Raw genomic sequence first — 17,874 nt, 5'->3', positions numbered from 1 at the left:
CGTGCCCTCAGCCGGTCAGCACCCCGACGCCCTCGACCCGGACGGTGCGCCCGGTGCGGGTCGTCAGCACGAGCGTCCCCGACGCCGGTGCGGCCAGCGCGGGCAGCACGACGATCACGCGCCGCGCGACCGCGGAGCCGGCGGTCGACACTACGCCCAGACGCCGCGAGCCGAGGCGCACCTCGATGGTGCCGCCCTTCGGCAGCTTCGTGACGACCAGCGCGATGCGGGTGGCGTTCCGTACGGCCAGGCCCAGTCGGCGGTCGGCGCGCGCGGTGGCGAGCACCGCTCCGCCGTAGGCGCGTCGGTCGCGGACGCGGGTCCAGCCGCCCGTCGTGCGCGTGAGGGCCGAACTGCGCTGGGCCACTGCCCAGCGGACGGTGGCCGGGGTCGGGTCGACGTTGCCGGAGGCGTCGGTCGCGGTGGCGGTGAGGAGGTGGGTGCCCGGACGCAGCCCCATCAGCCCGATCGTGCCGTCGGAGCAGTCGACCGAGGCACCGTCGAGCGTGCAGGCGACGCTCGCGGTGTCGGCGTCGCTGCCCACCGTGAAGGTGGTCGAGGCCGCCAGCGAGAAGCCCCCGTCGACGACGTCGGAGGAGCTCAGGGTCGTCTCCGGCGCGGTGAAGTCGCTGCCCGCCGGACCGGCGGCGACCGTGGCGTCGTCCGCGGTGTCGTCGCGCAGGAACGACCCGCCGACCACGACGCCCACGCGGGTGCGGCTGATCGTGCCGCTGTGGGCGAGCGACGCGGCGCAGGAGACGTCGCCCGCCCCGTCGGGAGTGCCCGAGCAGAGCACCGTGCCGGTCTGACGGTCGACGAAGGAGACCCGGGCCGTCGTCAGATCGCCCGGCGACCCGTCGTCGGGTTGGCCGATGACCGCGGCGAGGGTGATCGGCACCGGGCTGTCGCCCGCGGCGGTGGTGGGGCCGGTGTAGCGGGCGGTGGCGTCCTCGGCCCGCACGACGACCTGGAAGGTGCCGCTGCCGGTGTCGGTGCCGTCGGTGGCCGTGAGGGTGACCTGGTAGGTGCCGGGAGGCGCGTCGGCGACCCCGCCGAGGGTGAAGGTGCGCTGGGATCCGCTGGCAGCACCGGCGGTGACGGTGAGACCGGGCAGCCCGCTGACGGTGGCCGAGAGCGCGCTGCCCGGTCCGCTGTCGCGGGTGACGACGACGTCGCGCGTGCCGCCCAGCGGGTCGTCGTACTGCACGGTGCGGTCGGCGATCGCCCCGACCCGCACGGATGCGTCGATGGCGAAGTCGGCGCTGTTGACGGCGAAGAAGTAGTTGCCGACGGCCTGCACCATGATCCGGGCGCGGCTGGTGGCGATCCCGGGGATGGTGACGGCCTGGCTGCCGTCGTTGGGCGTGGCGTCGGCCAGCACGGTCGGGAAGGTGAGGCCGCCGTCGGTGGAGAGCAGCAGGCGCACCTGCGGGGCGTAGGCGGCCGCCGACGTGCCGTTGACGTCCCAGGTGATCGTCTGGGTGGTCCCACCGGGGATGGTGGTGCCGCTCGTGGCCTGGGAGGTGACGAGCAGGGGGCCGGCGCTGCCGACGGTGAGCGTGACGTCGTCGGACTGCGTGCCGCCGCCCAGGGGCGACCGGTCGCGCGCGGTGAGCCGGAAGTGCAACGGCGTCGTGTAGGCCGAGGTCGGCAGGAACTCGGAGTAGCAGTCGCGGACGGCACCGGTGAGCGCGGAGGTGCCGGAGACCGTCGGGCACGAGCCGGTCGCGGCGTTCGTCGATCCGGCGATCACCTGCGCGAGATCGGGGAAGGTGCGCGAGGGGCTGGTCGAGGCCTGGTTCTCACCCGGCGAGTGGTACGTCAGCGCGTCGGCGTCCGAGACGTCGGCCGGCGTCCCGAAGACCCGGAACAGCGGGCCGCGGGTCTTGCTGTTGCTCGACAGCGCGATGCCGTTGGTCGAACCGACGTCGTTCTGCTCCCACAGGTAGACCAGCGGGTCGCCGTCGACGTCGCCGCCGCTGCCGGTGAGGGTGAAGGGCGTGCGGATCGGGAGGGTGGCGTCGGCCGGCGCGGTGACCGACGGCGCGTGGTTGGCCGTCGTCTCCGCCGTGCCACCGTTCGTGCCCGGGCCGCCGTTGCGCAGCACGCCGGTCGAGCCGCTCACCCCGGTGCTCGCCGAGCTCACCGTCACCCGCTGGAGGTCGACGCCGCGCGCGGCGGAGGCGAAGTCGAGGGTGAAGCCGGTACCTGAGGCGATGGTGCCGCCGTCGTAGCCGGTGACGCTCGGACGGCGTCCGGTGAGCGTGGCGACCGCGTCGGCGATGCCCGTGGCGGTGTAGGTCGAGCCGAAGGTCAGGCTCACCGGGCTCGCCCCCGGGTAGGAGAGGGTGATCCGCTCGCCGGAGGTGTCGAAGCCGGTCAGCGCGATGCTCTGCCGCTCGCTGTAGGTGGTCGCCGCCGACAGGGCACGGGCGGTCACCTCGGTGATCGTGCGCTGGGAGAAGTAGGGGTCGGTGTGCGGCTGGAGGTCGTCCTGACCGCAGATGCCGGCGTAGGCCATCACCGAGGAACCCGACCCGGGCTCGACCGAGGTGGCGGCGTTGCGGTTGCCGCCGGCACAGGCACCCTGGGTGCCGTTGAAGGTGTGGTTGGCGCCGAACTGGTGCCCCATCTCGTGGGCGACGTAGTCGACGGCGTAGAAGTCGCCGTCGGGCGTGGTCAGACCGGTGCAGCCCTCGGCCCGGTCGCTCTCGCCGACGACGCCGACGCCGGCCAGGCCGCCGCCGTCGACGCCCAGGCCGATGTGGCCGATGTCGAACTCGTCGTCGCCGATGAGCTGGCCGAGCACGAAGTCGTTGCGGGTCAGCAGCTTGTCGGTGCACCCCTCGCTGACCGGCTCGCTGGAGGAGCGGAAGCAGGGGGAGGCGCCGCACGGCCCGTTCGCGCCGGAGAACTTCGCCGGGGTGTCGAGGTTGAGCTTCTCGGTGCCGTCGACGAGGACCAGCTTGATGGCGAAGTCGTCGTTGTAGATCTCGTTCACCCGGTTGATCAGGGTGACCTTCTCCGCCAGCACGTTCTCGGTGCCGAAGTAGGCGGCGTAGGCGGGGTCGGTGAGCAGCGCGAGCCGGTAGGTGCGCCGCACGACCGCGGCCCCCGCCGTCGTCCGCAGGGCCGGGGTGTCGGCAGAGGTCGCCCCTGCCACCGGTCCGGGCTCGCGCAGCGGCGTCGCGGCAGCCGGCACTGCGGAGCGGTAGTAGGCCAGATGCGTGGTCTCACCGCGGGTGTTGGTCGCCGGATCGATCTGCCACGACCCGCGCGCGGAGGGGTCGCGGACGACGGCGTGGAAGCCCATCGGCGTCACGTCGAACCGCGCCGTGACCCCCGGCCGGCCGACCTCACGACCGGCGTAGGTGCGCAGTTCGGGATGCCGGGCCTGCAGGGCCGGTTCGAGGACGGAGTCCTCGGCGACCGCGAACACGTGGGTACGACCGTCGGGTCCGGGCACGGCGAGGCGTGACGGGGTCGCTCCGGCCTGGACCGCGGCGGCGTCCGGAGTACCGGCCAGGGCACGGCGCACCATGGGCGCCGCGATCCGCACCGCGCGGTACCGCGCCGGGGCCACCCGCACGCGGGGGGTGTCGCGCTCGAGGCGGTAGGCCGGCAGCTCGCGCCCGGCGACCCGCACGGTCGACCGGCGTCCGGCGGCGCCGCCGTCGCTGGTGAGCGCCGCGGCGCCGATCACGCTCGCCCGGGCGCCGCTCGGGTCAGGCGCCGCCGAGGGCGCCGAGGGCGCGAGGACGCGACCTCCGATGCCGATCGTCACGGTCGCGATCACCACGAGCACGACCACGCAGGCGCGCGCAGCCGTCCCCCACCCCCCATGCCTCATGGGAGAAGTGCACCCCATGGACGGCGTCCGGACCAGGGGTTTGGGTCAACCTGTGAGACCCCGATGCGTCCACGCAGGCACCTGGAGCGTCCGCGTCGTGGACGGGACGGCGCGGGAGCGGCCTCGCTCAGGCGGCCGAGGCGACGACCGGACCGGCGCCGGCGGCACGGGCCACGGGGATCGGCGTGGCGGCGGCGAGCGCGTCGGCCAGCGCGGCCTCCTCGATCGCGACGGCGTCGGAGACCGAGCGCAGGACGTCGGAGAGCGGCACGTCGAGGGCGGAGCACAGCGAGGCGAGCAGCTCGGAGGAGGCCTCCTTCTGACCGCGCTCGATCTCGGAGATGTAGCCCAGACTGACCCGAGCCTCCGCCGAGACCTCGCGCAGCGTCATGCCGCGCTGCATGCGCTGATCGCGGAGCACGTCGCCGAGCATTCGACGGAACAGCACCATGCGAGACCTCCCTGACTCAACTTCTGGCCCCAACGCTACCGGAGGCCCCGAACTTCCCGCCGTCGTTATCGGCTCCGACGTGTCGCGACCTGAGGATCATGCTCCGGTCGGTCCCGCTCCGGGGGCGTCCCCGTACTGTCGCGAGCATGGCACTGCCCATCGAGGACTACGCGCTCATCGGTGATCGGCACACCGCGGCCCTGGTCGGTCGCAACGGATCGATCGACTGGTTGTGCCTGCCGCGCTTCGACTCCGCCGCCTGCTTCGCCGGGCTGCTCGGCACCGACGAGCACGGGCACTGGCAGTTCGAACCCATCGGCACCTACCGGACGACGCGGCGCTACCTCGGGGAGTCCGGGGTGCTGGAGACCACCTTCGAGACCGACGACGGCGCGGTGACGCTCACCGACCTGATGCCGCGCGGCGACGGCCGGGCCGACGTCGTCCGGGTGCTGCGCGGGGTCCGCGGGCGGGTACGAGTGCGCCACGAGTGGCGGGTGCGCTTCGACTACGGGGCGGTACGACCGTGGGTGCGGCGCGAACGGTTCGGCGAGGAGGAGGTCATCACCGCCATCGCGGGCCCCGACCGGCTGCTGCTGCGCGGACCGCGTCTCCCCCGGGCCGTCGACCACACCCACGCCGACGAGTTCGAGGTCGCCGAGGGCGAGGAGCTGCTGTTCGTGCTCCAGTGGCTGCCCTCGCACTGGGCGCTCGAGGGACCGCTCGACCCGCTGACTGACCGGATCGCCGAGACGGTGGCCGACGATGAGAGCTGGTTGGGTCGCGTCCATCCCGCCGTCCCGCAGGCCGACCTCGTCCGCCGCTCGCTGCTGACCCTGCGGATGATGACCCACGAGACCACCGGCGGCATCGTGGCCGCCCCGACCACCTCGCTGCCCGAGGATCCCGGCGGGGAACGCAACTGGGACTACCGCTACTGCTGGCTGCGCGACGCCGCCTTCACCATCGGCGCGCTGCTCGACGCCGGTTACCGCGACGAGGCGCGCCTGTGGCGCGACTGGCTGCTGCGGGCTGTCGCCGGCGATCCCGAGGACCTGCAGATCATGTACGGCATCGACGGACGCCGGCGGCTCCCCGAGCACGAGCTCGACCATCTGCCGGGCTATCTGGGCTCACGTCCGGTGCGGGTCGGCAACGGCGCGGTCGATCAGCGCCAGCTCGACGTCCTGGGCGAGGTCATGGAGGCGATGGCCCAGCTGCGCGCGACCGGCGACGACCCCGACGGCAACGCCTGGGCGCTCCAGCGGGCGCTGGTCGAGGACCTCACCCGGCACTGGCGCGAACCCGACCACGGCATCTGGGAGATCCGCGGACCGCTGCGCCACTTCACCCACAGCCGCGCCATGGTGTGGGTGGCCTTCGACCGGGCCGTGACCGCCGTCGAGGAGCACGGACTGCCCGGCCCCGTGGAGCGGTGGCGGGAGATCCGCGATGCGGTGCACGAGGAGATCATGACCCGCTGCTTCGACACCGCGCGCCAGACCTTCGTGCAGCATCCCGACACCACCGAGGTCGACGCCTCCCTGCTGATGCTGCCCTGGTACGGGCTCCTTCCCGGCGACGACCCACGGATGCTCGGCACCATCGCCGCCGTGGAGGAGGACCTCCTGCGCGACGGGTTGGTGATGCGCTACCGGACGACGTCGGGGGTCGACGGCCTGGCCGGCGACGAACATCCCTTCCTGGCGTGCTCGTTCTGGCTCGTCTCCGCCTACGCCGGCGCCGGGCGTCACGACGACGCCCGGCGCCTCTTCGACCGCCTGTGCGGCCTCACCAACGATGTGGGCCTGCTGGCCGAGGAGTACGACCCGGTGCAGGGCCGCATGATCGGCAACTTCCCGCAGGCCTTCTCCCATCTGGCGCTGGTGCGCGCCGCCTTCAGCCTCTCGGCGGCCGACCCACGACCCGTACCGTGACGCTGCCGGTGGCCGGACGCAGTCGCTGGTCGCCGGAGAAGCGCACCTCGACCGATACGGTGCCCGGCTCGCGAACGGCTCCCAGCCGCAGGACGGCGAATCCGCGTCGCACGCCCGCCGAGACCGCCCCGCCGTCGGAGCGGGTGGCCGTGACGGTGCCGGAGGGTGCGGCCGCGCCGATGACCCGCACCAGCACGGTGGCCGGGGTGCGGCCGGCGACCAGCACCGGTGGCACCGCCCGGAGCTGGAGCGTCGCTGCCGCACGCTCGTCGAGGTCGAGCCCGACGACCACCGGGTCGTGGTCGGAGGAGCGGTACGGTCCGGGGTCGTCGTAGTCCGTGCCGTGGTTGTTCCATCGGCTGTACTCCAGCGCCACCGACTCGCCGGAGTTGATGTTCCAGATGTCGGCGCCGGTGAGTGAGGCGAGCGCGGCGTCGTTGACGAGCACGTGGTCGAGGGAGCCCGACAGGCCCCCGAAGACGTAGGAGTACTCCCGATCGCCGGGCGCGACCTGCTCCGCGTCGTGGTAGCCGGCGCCGTAGAGCACCTGGAGGGGGTCCTCCTCGGCGTAGGAGTTGAAGTCGCCGACGAGCAGGACGGCGCGTGCCCCGGTATCGGCCTGGACCGTCGGCACCCAGTCGCGCAGGGCGGTCGCCTGGCGGACGCGGGACTCCACCGAGGCGCCCTGGCCGTCGCCGGTGTCGGCATCCCCGGGCCAGGGACCGGCCGACCCCTTCGACTTGAAGTGGTTGACGACGACGAGGAACGGCGCCGCCGCGCCCGGCACCGTGAAGGCCTGCGCGATCGGTTCGCGGGCGTTGCCGAACGCCTGGTCGTCGCCGCTCTGGTCACCGAGCGCCCGGGAGCGGCCGACCGGCGTGACGGCTGCCGGCCGGTAGATCATCGCGCTGGTGATGACATCGCGGGTGGCGGCGTCGGGCAGGTCGGTGCTGGAGGGGACCGCGGCCCAGGTTCCGGCACCCGCCTCGGCGTTGAGGGCGGCGACCAGGGTCTGCAGGGCCTCGTCCGGCTGCTCCCCCAGCCGCGCCGAGTTCTCGATCTCCATCAGTCCGACGACGTCGGCCCCCAATGCGTTGATCGCGTGGACGATCTTGCGCTGCTGGCGGGCGAGGTCGGAGGGGTCCCAGGCGCCGCGCTGGAGGCAGCCGCCCGCGACGCTCGTGCCGTCGCCGGTGCGGTCGCGGTACGGCGTGCACTGCGCGCCGGCCGGCCCGTCACCGACGTTGTCGTCGTCGGCGTCGCCCAGGGTGGTGAAGTAGTTGAGCACGTTGAAGGAGGCGACCGTCACCCCGGGGACGCCGCGGACGGTCAGCCGCTCCCGATCGGGCGCCGGGGTGCGGGTGTCGACCACGTCGATGGGCGAACCTGAGGAGTCGGGGCCGACGACCCGGGCGGTCGGCTGGAGCCGGTAGGTGGGTGCGCTCGGAGAACCGCCCTGCGCCCAGATCACGGGGGCGGTGAACCGGGCCGGCGCCCCGACCCGCACCGGCCGGGTCGTGGAGACGTACGGCGGGCTGAGAGCCTGGTTCGCCGACGCCAGGTAGTTCAGCGACGCCCCGTCGTCGAGGACGATCCCGCGCCGGGCGTTGTCGGCCGCGATCTCGGCGGCAGCGGCGGACCCGGGGCGGGCAGCGTCGGTGGGCTGGATCAGGGGCCGCTCGCCGAGAGCCAGTCCGATCTCGCCGTACTGGTCGGTGGTGTAGGTGTCGGCGACGGTGAAGCGCTCGTCGAGGCGGACGAGCAGGCCCTCGAGGGACTCCCGCTCGGCGGCGTTCGCCGGCCAGCGGGAGAGCGTGATCGGCTCGACCTGCTGGTCGGCTGGGAGGCCCACGACGCCTCCGGCGGCGACGGTGATCTGGGTCTGCCCCGCGTACTCGCCGACCCGGCCGGTCACCTCGACCTGCTGGCCGGGGCGCACGGCGATCGGTCCGGCGTTCGCCGGCTGGTAGACGAACAGCCCGTCGGAGGCCGCGCCGGCGTCGGGGGTGCGGGGACCGCCCACCCCTGCGGTCTGGAGGTAGAACCCCGACAGCCCGCCGTCGGGATAGGCGGCCGTCACCACACCGGTGGTGGTCACGGTCTGCCCGGCCAGCGGCGTCGTGTCCCCCACGCCCTGGACGGACGCGATGGGGACGACGGTCGTCGCCGCGGCACGGCCAGCCCCCGGCCCGAGGCTCGAGAGCCCCAGTCCGAGGGCCACCGTCACGCCGAGCGAGGATCCGAGGAGGGTCACCCGGCGTGCGCTCATCGCCGGACCTTGACCTTCACCACGAGCCTGCTCGGCTCGACGGTGTCGGAGCCGAGGTAGCGCACGACGATCCTCTTGACGCCCGGGGTCGCGTAGCGGCCGATCGCGACCTTCACCCTGCCCTGGACGAGCCGGACGGTGCGCTCCTTGCCGTTGCCCCGGATGACGACCTTGCCGGTGGCCGGCTCGCCGTCGCCGGTGACGCGGACCCGTACCGTGACCCGTGACCGGTCGGCACGGATCGTCGCCGGCTGCACGCCCACGAGGATCGAGCTCGTCGAACCACCCGGGAGCTCCGCCCCCACGACGGTGCCGGTCGGGACGGCGACGGCGCCGAACTGCCAGGTGCCGGCCAGGTCGGCCGGCGCGGTGAGGTCGAGGGTGGCGATGCCGTCGGTGACGGCGACCTCGGGGAGCTCGATCACCTGGCGACCCTTGACAAGGTAGGGACGCAGCGCCGTGGTGGACGGCGCGCCGAGGGAGGTCAGGTCGAGGGTCTTGGCATTGATCGGGAAGACCGGGGCGGCGGTCTCGCCGATGCCGATGGTGCCGGTGATCGGGGCGCCGGCGGTGACCGCGGTCGGCAGACCGGTCGCGAACACCTGCTGGCGGGCGAAGTCCGGTGCCAGCGAGGGGTGGTCGGCCAGGTAGTCGCGCCACAGCTGGGCGTCGAGGAGCCCCGTGTCGACCGCGTCGCCGTCGGCGAAGGCGGTGAAGTTGTCGCCGCCGGCGGCCAGGAACGACAGGGTCGAGACGGTGTAGGTGCGGGCCGGGTCGAGCAGCGCGCCGTCGATGCGCACCGAGGTGATGCGCGAGCCCGCGGGGGCGGTGGGATCGGCGGTCACCCGGACGTTGTCGGACAGGCCGAGCTGGAGATAGGGCCGCGAGGAGCCGGCGGGCTGCCACTGCTGCTCGAGGACGGCGCGCAGCTGAGCGCCGGTGAGCTTCACCAGCGCCACGGTGTTGTTGAACGGCAGCACCGCGTTGGCCTCCGCGTAGGTGACCACGCCGTCGGTGTTGGCCGGGTTGGAGGTGACGTCACCGGCGTAGAAGAGCTCGGCCCGCAGGCCGCCGGAGTTGGTGATGCCGAGATCGGGTGTCGCGAAGTCGCGGACGCCGTCGCGCAGCGCGTCGGCCACGAGGTCGCCGAGCGCGGACTCGCGGCTGCGGTCGTCGCGGGTGCCGCCGGTGTAGCCGTCGGCGGTGTAGCCGCCGCCGCTGTAGGCGGTCGTGATGTCGTCGGCGATGCTGCCCACCGGGGTGTTGCCGACGGCCGCGGCGTTCGCGAGCGCGGCGTCGGTGATCGTCTTGACGGCCGCGACCCGGGGGAAGGTGAGGTCCTCGGTGCTCGCGCGGGGCACGTTGCGGGAGGTATAGGAGGCGACCTGCCCGGTGTCGGGATCGACGCTGAGCTCGATCTGGCCGATGTTCTCGCCGTAGGAACCCGTCTGGAGCACCGGGCGGGTACGGCCGGCCTGACCGGGCACGGGCGCGTCCCAGGCGTACTCCTTGTGGGTGTGCCCGGTGAAGATGGCGTCGACCAGCGGCGAGGTCTTCTCGACGATGTCGGCGAACGCGCCGCCCGCGGCGACCTCCTGCTCGAGGGTCGCGCCGTCGGGCGTGCCGGCACCGGCACCCTCGTGGTACTCGGCGACCAGGACGTCGGCCTCGCCGTTGGCTGCATCGCCGTCGGAGAGCTTCGTCGCGACCCGGTTGACCGCCGCGACCGGGTCGCCGAAGGTGAGTCCGGCGACGCCGGCCGGCGAGACGAGCGTGGGGGTCTCCTGGGTGACCACGCCGATGACGCCGACGGTGACACCGGCGACCTCGAAGGTGCGGTACTCCGGCAGGACGGGCGTGGTGGTGCCGGTGCGGTAGACGTTCGCGCCGAGGTAGTCGAAGTCGGCGGTGTCGGAGACGCGTCCGGTGAGGTCGTCGGCACCGCGGTCGAACTCGTGGTTGCCCACCGCGGAGGTCGCGAGATCGAGCGCGTCGAGCACCCGCAGGGTCGGGGTGTCCTGCTGCACCGAGGAGGCGAACAGCGAGGCGCCGATGTTGTCGCCGGCGGAGAGGAACAGGGTGTTCGCCTCCCCCGCGGCCGCACGGAGCTGCTCGATCGTGGTGGCGAACTTCGTGGTGTTCGCGTCGATGCGACCGTGGAAGTCGTTGATGTTGAGGAGGTTGACGGTCACCCGTGCGGCGGCGTGCGCCGGCCCGGCGACCGTGGTGACGGCGAGCGTGGGGACACCGAGACCGAGGAGCGCGACGGACGCCGCGATGCCCGGCCTCACCCGAGAGTGACGAGGCACGAACTGACCCTTCCGAGATTTCCGAGACGAGGACGGCGTCCTCCGCCCTCGGGCAGCACCCTAGACAGGGCCACCGACAATCGGGCCACCCCCGCAGGGGCGAGACCGCCACGAGACCGCCGCGCGGCGGTGAAGGGACTGCGGTGAAAGGGTCGGTCAGGCGGCGCGCAGCTCGCGGCGCTGGCGCCACACGTCGCGGTAGAACTCGTAGCCCGACCAGAGCGTCAGCACGACGGCGATCACGAGGAGACCCTGCGCGAGCCAGTAGGTGATCTGCCCGGGCAGGTCGAGCCAGCCCGGGAGGTCGGGGTCGAGGCAGGGCAGCGTGAGCCCGCCGAGGGCGAGCCCCTGCACGGTCGTCTTGAGCTTGCCGAGGTCCTTGGCCGCGATGACGACGCGCTGGAGGATCGAGAGCCGCAGCAGCGTCACGCTCCACTCCCGCAGCAGCACCACGATGGTGACCACCCACCAGATGTCGCCGACGATCGAGAGGCCGATGAAGGCCATCCCGGTGATCGCCTTGTCGGCGATCGGGTCGGCGATCTTGCCGAAGTCGGTGACCAGGCCGTGCTTGCGGGCGAGGTCGCCGTCGATCTTGTCGGTGATCATCGCGACGGCGAAGATCAGGTAGGCGATCGCCCGCCAGACGGCGTTCTCGCCGCCGTCGACGAGCAGCGCCCACCCGAAGAACGGCACGAGCACGATGCGCAGGGTGGTGAGCGCGTTCGGCACGTTGAGGTTCGAGGGCTTGGCCGGCGAGGCGGGCGTGGTCATCGCGTCACCTCCGCTGGCGCTCCGGTCGCGACGACGCATCTGATCGCTCGCTCGCTGCGCTCGCTCACTGGCGCGCGACCTCCGCGATCAGGTCGACGCCGTCGGTGGCGACCACGACGGCGGCCACGATGTCACCCACCCGAGCCTCGGGGGCGTCGAGGAGCATGGTGGTGCCATCGACCTCCGGGCCCTGGTGTGCGGCGCGGCCGACGATCTCACCGGCGTCGACACTCTCGACGAGCACCTCGACCTGTTCGCCGATGCGCTCCTCGGCCCGCTGGGCGTTGAGCTCCTCGACGAGGGTGGAGACGTGCTCGGTGCGGGCACGGATCTCGTCGTCGTCGAGCTTGCCCTCGAACCCGGCGGCCTCGGTGCCGTCCTCGTCGGAGTAGCCGAACACGCCGGTGACGTCCATGCGGGCGGCCACGAGGAAGTCGCACAGGGTCGCGAACTCCTCCTCGGTCTCGCCGGGGAAGCCCACGATCACGTTGGAGCGGACGCCGGCGGTGGGGGCCAGCGCGCGCACCTGCTCGAGGAGGCCGAGGAAGGAGTCGGGGTCGCCGAAGCGGCGCATGCGGCGCAGCACGGACGCCGAGGCGTGCTGGAAGCTGAGGTCGAAGTACGGGACGACGCCCGGCGTGGTGGCGATGGCCTCGATCAGGCCGGGGCGGGTCTCGGCGGGCTGCAGGTAGGAGACCCGCACGCGGGCGACGCCCTCGACCGCGGCCAGCTCCGGCAGGAGGGTCTCCAGCAGGCGGATGTCGCCGAGGTCCTTGCCGTAGGAGGTGGAGTTCTCGCTGACGAGGAACAGCTCGCGTGCCCCCTGCTCGGCGAGCCAGCGCGCCTCGGCGACGACGTCGGTGGGACGGCGGCTGACGAACGCGCCGCGGAAGCTCGGGATGGCGCAGAAGGTGCAGCGTCGGTCGCAGCCGCTGGCCAGCTTCAGCGCGGCGGTCGGGCCGGCGTCCAACCGGCGCCGCACGCTCGCGGGCCCGGAGGCGTGGCCGGGCACGGCGGCGTCGGAGAGCGACCGCTCGACCGGGGTGATCGGCAGCAGCAGGCGACGGTCCTGCGGGGTGTGGGCCTGGTGCTGCTCGCCGGCGACGATGGACCGCAGCCGGGCGGCGATGTCGGGGTAGTCGTCGAAGCCGAGGACGGCGTCGGCCTCGGGCAGCGAGGAGGCCAGCTCGTGGCCGTAGCGCTCGGCGAGGCACCCGACGGCGACGACGGCCTGGGCCCGGCCGCCGTGCTCGACCTTGAGGTCGGCGGCCTCCAGCAGGGTGTCGACGGAGTCCTTCTTGGCGGCCTCGACGAAGCCGCAGGTGTTGACCACGACGGTGTCGGCGTCGGCGGGGTCGTCGACGAGGCGGAATCCCCCGGCCTCCAACCGCCCGGCCAACTCCTCGGAGTCGACCTCGTTGCGGGCGCAGCCCAGGGTCACCATCGCCACCGACAGGGGGGCGCTCTCACTCGTCTTCGTCATGATCGCCTCCGAGTATGACGCCCCGTGCACCGCAGGGCGAAACCCCTGAGGGCCGGTTCCGCACATGGGATCGGCCCGGTCGAGGGCGGTCGACCGGGCCGATCATCGAGTCACCCCGGGGCGCGGGGGTCCTCCACCTGCTCAGTCGGACGCCACGAAGGTGGCCTGAGCAGGACGTCCGGTGCGCCCGAGGGCGCCGTGGTCGGTGCCGTCGACGGTGACCTCGAGGGAGCCGTCGCTGGACTGCACCCGCACCGGCTGGGCGACGCCGCGCAGCACCTTGGTCTCGCCGAAGGCGAGGGTGCCGCGGAAGACCAGCTTGTTCTCGGCGTCGCGCACCCAGACCCGGGCGCCGCCGCCGGCGGCGGTGAGGACGACGGGCACCGAGCCGCCCGTGCCGCCGGCGGTGCTGCCGGCGGGGGCGAAGGCGCCGAGCGGCTCGCGCACCGGCGTCGGGGCGTCGGTGACCAGCCGCATGATCGACCAGCCGAGCACGACCACCATGACCCCGGCGATGAGCACCGACCAGTTGGGCCCGCCGCGGGTGCCGCGGATGGCGGCGCCGGCCAGTTCGGCCTCGAAGACCCGGCGCGGGTCGATCGGGGCGTCGGCGTAGCGGTCGTCGTAGGCGGCGACGAGCGGGGCGGCGTCCAGGCCCAGCACCCGGGCGAGGGTGCGCAGGTGGCCGCGGGCGTAGAAGTCGCCGCCGCAGGGGCCGAAGTCGTCGATCTCGATCGACTCGATGACGTGGGGGCGGATGCGGGTGCGCTCGGCCAGCTGGTCGACGCTGAGCTCGAGGCGCGCGCGGGCGGCCGCCAGCTGCGGGCCGATGATCGGCGTGCGCACCGGTGCCGGCTCGGCCTCGGGGACGACGTCCCCGGCGTCGGCGTCCTCAGCGTCGACGAATGCGGCCGACGCCGCGGAGGCGGTCTGGCTCCACAGCAGGGTGTCCTCGACGAGGTCGATGCTGCCGGGACGCCGCAGCTCGCGGGCCTCGGGCAGGGCGGGACGGCGCTCGTCGTCGTCCTCGCGTGCCTGCGGGGCGAGCGCGGTGGCACCCTCGACGAGGTCGAGTCGGGCCAGGTCGCTGGCGACCTCGGCGCGGACGGCCACGATCGGTGCGCGCAGCGGGCTCGGCGTCGGGCTGGCGCTGAGCATCGCCACCACGGGAGCACCGCCGACGGAGACCGGGGCCGCCACGCCCACGAACGGCGCGGGCGCCGGACCGGTGGCCGGCTCGACCGCGGGCTCGGCAAGAGGACGGCGCGGCCGGCGCTCGGCGAGCGCGTTGGTGACCCGGTCGAGCAGCGGCCGGAAGACACGGGTCGGCTCGGGGGCGCCCGGGAGGTCCTCGCTGACGGGTGCCGCGGGCAGCGGGCGGGAGAACGCCGCAGCCCCGCCCGGCGTCGCGTCGGGGAGCTCGTCGAGGTGGACGCCGGCATCCTCGAGCGAGGGCTCGTCGTGCGCGGCGGCCCACTCGTCCTCGTCGACGTACTCGTAGCCCTCGATCTCGGCGACCTCGGCGTGCCCGTCGGCCAGGGCGTTGAGACCCTCGACGAGCGCGGCCACGCGGTCGCTGCCCGGTGCGGGTTCGATGCCGCCGATGCGGGTGGCCAGCGAGAGCGGGATCGAGATCGGGTCGGCGTCCTCGACCGGTCCGCGCGGCAGCACGTCGAGCGCGCCGTCGCGCCAGCCGCGGCGCCGCAGCACCTCGACGGCCTCGATGTCGGTCCAGGCCAGCCCGCGCCACTCCTTGCCGGTGCGCATGCGCACGCCGACCTCGTCGGCGACGAACAGCGGCGTCCGCGCGTCCCACAGCGACTGGAGGTAGACGACGGCGATGGCCGCGAGCACGACCAGCAGGATCCAGTCGCGCGCCGAGCCGTCCTGGAGCGCACGGAGCAGGTAGGCGAGCGCCACGACGCTCGCGGCGATGCCGACGCCGCCGGCGACGGCGGTGTTGCGGCGCACCTCGATGTTCACATCTCCCCCTGGAGGGTCGCGATGACGGAGTCGAGTTCGTCGGGCTTGATGAGGACGTCGCGGGCCTTGGAGCCCTCGCTGGGACCGACCACGCCGCGGCTCTCGAGGATGTCCATGAGGCGTCCGGCCTTGGCGAAGCCCACGCGGAGCTTGCGCTGGAGCATGGAGGTCGACCCGAACTGGGTGGAGACGATCAGCTCTATCGCCTGGATCACCAGCTCGAGGTCGTCGCCGATGTCGTCGTCGAGCACCCGGTCGGACTTCGCCGGGGCGGTGACGTCCTCGCGGTAGCTCGGCTCCAGCTGGGCCTTGCAGTGCTTGACCACCTGGGCGATCTCGGCCTCGGTGACCCACGAGCCCTGCACGCGGATCGGCTTGGAGGCGCCCATCGGCAGGAAGAGACCGTCACCCTGACCGACCAGCTTCTCCGCGCCGGGCTGGTCGAGGATGACCCGGCTGTCGGCGAGGCTGGAGGTCGCGAACGCCAGCCGGCTCGGCACGTTGGCCTTGATCAGGCCGGTGACGACGTCGACGCTCGGGCGCTGGGTGGCCAGCACCAGGTGGATGCCGGCCGCACGGGCGAGCTGGGTGATGCGGACGACGGCGTCCTCGACGTCGCGCGGGGCGACCATCATGAGGTCGGCGAGCTCGTCGACGATGACCAGCAGGTAGGGGTAGGGCTCGAGCTTGCGTTCGCTGCCCGGCGGCACCTCGACCTTGCCCGCGCGCACGGCCTTGTTGAAGTCGTCGACGTGGCGGAACCCGAAGTTGGCCAGGTCGTCGTAGCGCAGGTCCATCTCGCGCACGACCCAGGCCAGCGCCTCGGCGGCCTTCTTCGGGTTGGTGATGATCGGGGTGATGAGGTGCGGCACGCCCTCGTAGGCGTTCAGCTCGACCCGCTTGGGGTCGACCATGATCATGCGCACCTCGTCGGGCGTGGCCCGCATGAGCACCGAGGTGATCATCGAGTTGATGAAGCTCGACTTGCCCGAGCCGGTGGCGCCGGCCACCAGCAGGTGCGGCATCTTGGCGAGGTTGGCGACCACGAAGCCGCCCTCGACGTCCTTGCCGAGCCCGGCGACCATCGGGTGGTGGTCGGAGCGGGCGGTGTTCGAGCGCAGCACGTCGCCGAGGGAGACGATCTCCTTGTCGAGGTTGGGGATCTCGACACCGACCGCCGACTTGCCCGGGATGGGGCTGAGGATGCGGACGTCGGCCGAGGCCACCGCGTAGGCGATGTTCTTCTGGATGCCGGTGATCTTCTCGACCTTCACCCCGGCGCCGAGCTCGACCTCGTAGCGGGTGACGGTCGGGCCGCGGGTGTAGCCGGTGACCTGGGCGTCGATGCCGAACTCGTCGAGCACCTGGGTGAGCCGGCCGACGACCTCGTCGCTGGCCTTGGACCGCGCCTTGTGCGGCGAGCCGGGCTTGAGGACCTCGCTGTCGGGGAGGCTGTAGGTGATGTCGCCGGAGAGCGCGAGCTGCTCCACCCGCGGCGGCAGCGGCGTGTGCGGCGGCGGCTCGAGCTCGACCTTCGCGGCCGGAAGGTCGGGCTCGAAGGCGACCGGGAGATCGGACGGCGTCGCGGCTGCGTCGGCGGCGGGCTCGTCGGGTGCGAAGAGGTCGAGGCCGACGTCGGCACCCTCGGCCGCCTCGGTGCCCTCCTCCAGGGCGACGTCGAGGGCGTCCTTGCGCTTGCGGGTGCGCCGTTCGCGCACCGGCAGCACCGGGGAGTCGTAGGCGGGGTCGCCCATCGCGGGATCGATCGTGTCGTCGAGGGCGCGGCCGCGACCCGTGGCGGCGGCGTCGTCCTCGAGGTGGCGCCCCAGCGCGCGATCGCGCAGGTCGGCGAGTCGGGCGGGCACCTGGTAGACCGGGGTGGCGGTGATGACCAGGACGCCGAAGGCCGCGAGCAGCAGGAGCAGCGGGACGACGACCAGGCGCGACTGGAGCAGGTCGAGCAGCAGCGAGGACACGACGTAGCCGATCGCGCCGCCGCCCTGCTGGAGCGGCGTGGAGTCGCCGTCGACCGGCTGCGGGCTGCCGTTGGCGATGTGCACCAGGCCGAGGAGGCCGAAGAGCAGGGCGCCCCAGCCGATGACCTGGCGGCCGGCCGGACCCGTGGCGACGGGGTCGCGCATGATGCGCCAGCCGCCGACGACCAGCGCGAGCGGCACGAACCAGCCCAGCTTGCCGACCGAGCCGGCGACCGCGGTCTGGAGGCCGCCCATGAGGCTGCCGCCGATCTGGAACCACACGGCGCCGGCGGTGGCGACCGCGAGCGCGATGAGCAGCAGTCCGGCACCGTCGCGGCGGTGGGCGGGGTCGAGGTCGCGCGCGCCGCGGCCGATGCCGCGGGTCAGCGCGCCGATGCCGTGGGCGATGCCGAGCCAGAGCGCGACGATGCCGCGCAGCGCGGCCCCCAGCACCCGGGCGACCGGACTCGGCCCCGAGCGCACCGCGCGGGGCGCGGGGCGCTTGGCCGAGGAGCTCCTCCCCTTCGCGGGCGCGCGCTTGGGCGCGGGGCGCTTGCCCCGCGCGGTGCTGCGCGCGCTCGTGGTGGAACTGCCGGTACTCCGTGCTCGGGTGCTCGACCCACCTCGTGCCGAGGTGCTGCTGGACGTGCTCCGCGAACCCGGCGGGGAAGACGTACGGGTCGCCATGTCACCAACCTAGGACACCGTCCCACCCGTCACAGGGATATCAGGCGTCACAGGCGCGTGTCGCGGGGCCGGGGGGCAGTTTCCCCGGCCGACCGGGGCGCTTTCGGGCGGTCAGTGCAACAGGAGGTCGGTGATGACCTCTGAGGGTCGAAGGT

The 17,874-nt window shown here is 73.4% G+C and carries 9 protein-coding genes; 1 reads left to right on the top strand and 8 read right to left on the bottom strand.

Annotation, left to right across the window (positions count from 1 at the left end):
• Nucleotides 1-7: 7 nt before the first annotated feature.
• Together ABD671_RS11740 and ABD671_RS11735 are read right to left on the bottom strand one after the other, a co-directional pair.
• Nucleotides 8-3,850, bottom strand: a complete 3,843-nt coding sequence (locus ABD671_RS11740) for a reprolysin-like metallopeptidase (protein ID WP_344733559.1) — start codon at nucleotides 3,848-3,850, stop codon at nucleotides 8-10.
• 127 nt (nucleotides 3,851-3,977) lie between these two features.
• Nucleotides 3,978-4,301 carry a helix-turn-helix domain-containing protein gene (locus ABD671_RS11735; protein ID WP_344733558.1) on the bottom strand — a complete coding sequence of 108 codons (324 nt, stop codon included), beginning with the start codon at nucleotides 4,299-4,301 and terminating at the stop codon, nucleotides 3,978-3,980.
• Nucleotides 4,302-4,447: 146 nt separating this feature from the next.
• Here ABD671_RS11735 and ABD671_RS11730 point away from each other — a divergent pair, with 146 nt between their 5' ends.
• Nucleotides 4,448-6,238, top strand: a complete 1,791-nt coding sequence (locus ABD671_RS11730; RefSeq protein WP_344733557.1) for a glycoside hydrolase family 15 protein — start codon at nucleotides 4,448-4,450, stop codon at nucleotides 6,236-6,238.
• On the opposite strand, the gene ABD671_RS11725 is transcribed toward ABD671_RS11730, so the two are convergent.
• From ABD671_RS11725 to ABD671_RS11700, 6 genes are all read right to left on the bottom strand, one after another.
• Complete coding sequence (locus ABD671_RS11725; protein WP_344733556.1) at nucleotides 6,201-8,507, bottom strand: ExeM/NucH family extracellular endonuclease; 2,307 nt, start codon at nucleotides 8,505-8,507, stop codon at nucleotides 6,201-6,203. The two genes, ABD671_RS11730 and ABD671_RS11725, sit on opposite strands and share 38 nt — an antisense overlap.
• On the bottom strand, nucleotides 8,504-10,816 hold the full coding sequence (locus tag ABD671_RS11720) for a bifunctional metallophosphatase/5'-nucleotidase (protein WP_344733554.1): 2,313 nt from the start codon (nucleotides 10,814-10,816) through the stop codon (nucleotides 8,504-8,506). The genes ABD671_RS11725 and ABD671_RS11720 overlap by 4 nt, the downstream gene beginning before the upstream one ends.
• A gap of 156 nt (nucleotides 10,817-10,972) precedes the next feature.
• Nucleotides 10,973-11,590 carry a CDP-diacylglycerol--glycerol-3-phosphate 3-phosphatidyltransferase gene (gene pgsA, locus ABD671_RS11715; protein ID WP_344733553.1) on the bottom strand — a complete coding sequence of 206 codons (618 nt, stop codon included), beginning with the start codon at nucleotides 11,588-11,590 and terminating at the stop codon, nucleotides 10,973-10,975.
• Nucleotides 11,591-11,654: 64 nt separating this feature from the next.
• Entirely contained in the window at nucleotides 11,655-13,046 is a 1,392-nt protein-coding gene (gene rimO / locus ABD671_RS11710; protein WP_344733672.1) for a 30S ribosomal protein S12 methylthiotransferase RimO, read from the bottom strand.
• 168 nt (nucleotides 13,047-13,214) lie between these two features.
• Entirely contained in the window at nucleotides 13,215-15,056 is a 1,842-nt protein-coding gene (locus tag ABD671_RS11705) for a helix-turn-helix domain-containing protein (protein WP_344733552.1), read from the bottom strand.
• Entirely contained in the window at nucleotides 15,053-17,719 is a 2,667-nt protein-coding gene (locus tag ABD671_RS11700; RefSeq protein WP_344733551.1) for a DNA translocase FtsK, read from the bottom strand. Before ABD671_RS11700 ends, ABD671_RS11705 begins: the two co-directional genes overlap by 4 nt.
• Nucleotides 17,720-17,874 lie beyond the last annotated feature (155 nt).

The organism is Nocardioides fonticola (genome assembly GCF_039536805.1).
In the GTDB taxonomy this organism is placed as follows: Bacteria; Actinomycetota; Actinomycetes; order Propionibacteriales; family Nocardioidaceae; genus Nocardioides; species Nocardioides fonticola.
Note: the sequence above shows the minus strand (reverse complement) of the source record. Positions and strands in the feature narration are given on the sequence as shown.

Bases quoted from the DNA above. Each gene is read 5' to 3' on its own strand.
- ABD671_RS11700 (WP_344733551.1), bottom strand. From the start codon at position 17,719: ATGGCGACCCGTACGTCTTCCCCGCCGGGTTCGCGGAGCACGTCCAGC.
- ABD671_RS11740 (WP_344733559.1), bottom strand. From the start codon at position 3,850: ATGAGGCATGGGGGGTGGGGGACGGCTGCGCGCGCCTGCGTGGTCGTG.
- pgsA (WP_344733553.1), bottom strand. From the start codon at position 11,590: ATGACCACGCCCGCCTCGCCGGCCAAGCCCTCGAACCTCAACGTGCCG.
- ABD671_RS11725 (WP_344733556.1), bottom strand. From the start codon at position 8,507: ATGAGCGCACGCCGGGTGACCCTCCTCGGATCCTCGCTCGGCGTGACG.
- ABD671_RS11735 (WP_344733558.1), bottom strand. From the start codon at position 4,301: ATGGTGCTGTTCCGTCGAATGCTCGGCGACGTGCTCCGCGATCAGCGC.
- ABD671_RS11730 (WP_344733557.1), top strand. From the start codon at position 4,448: ATGGCACTGCCCATCGAGGACTACGCGCTCATCGGTGATCGGCACACC.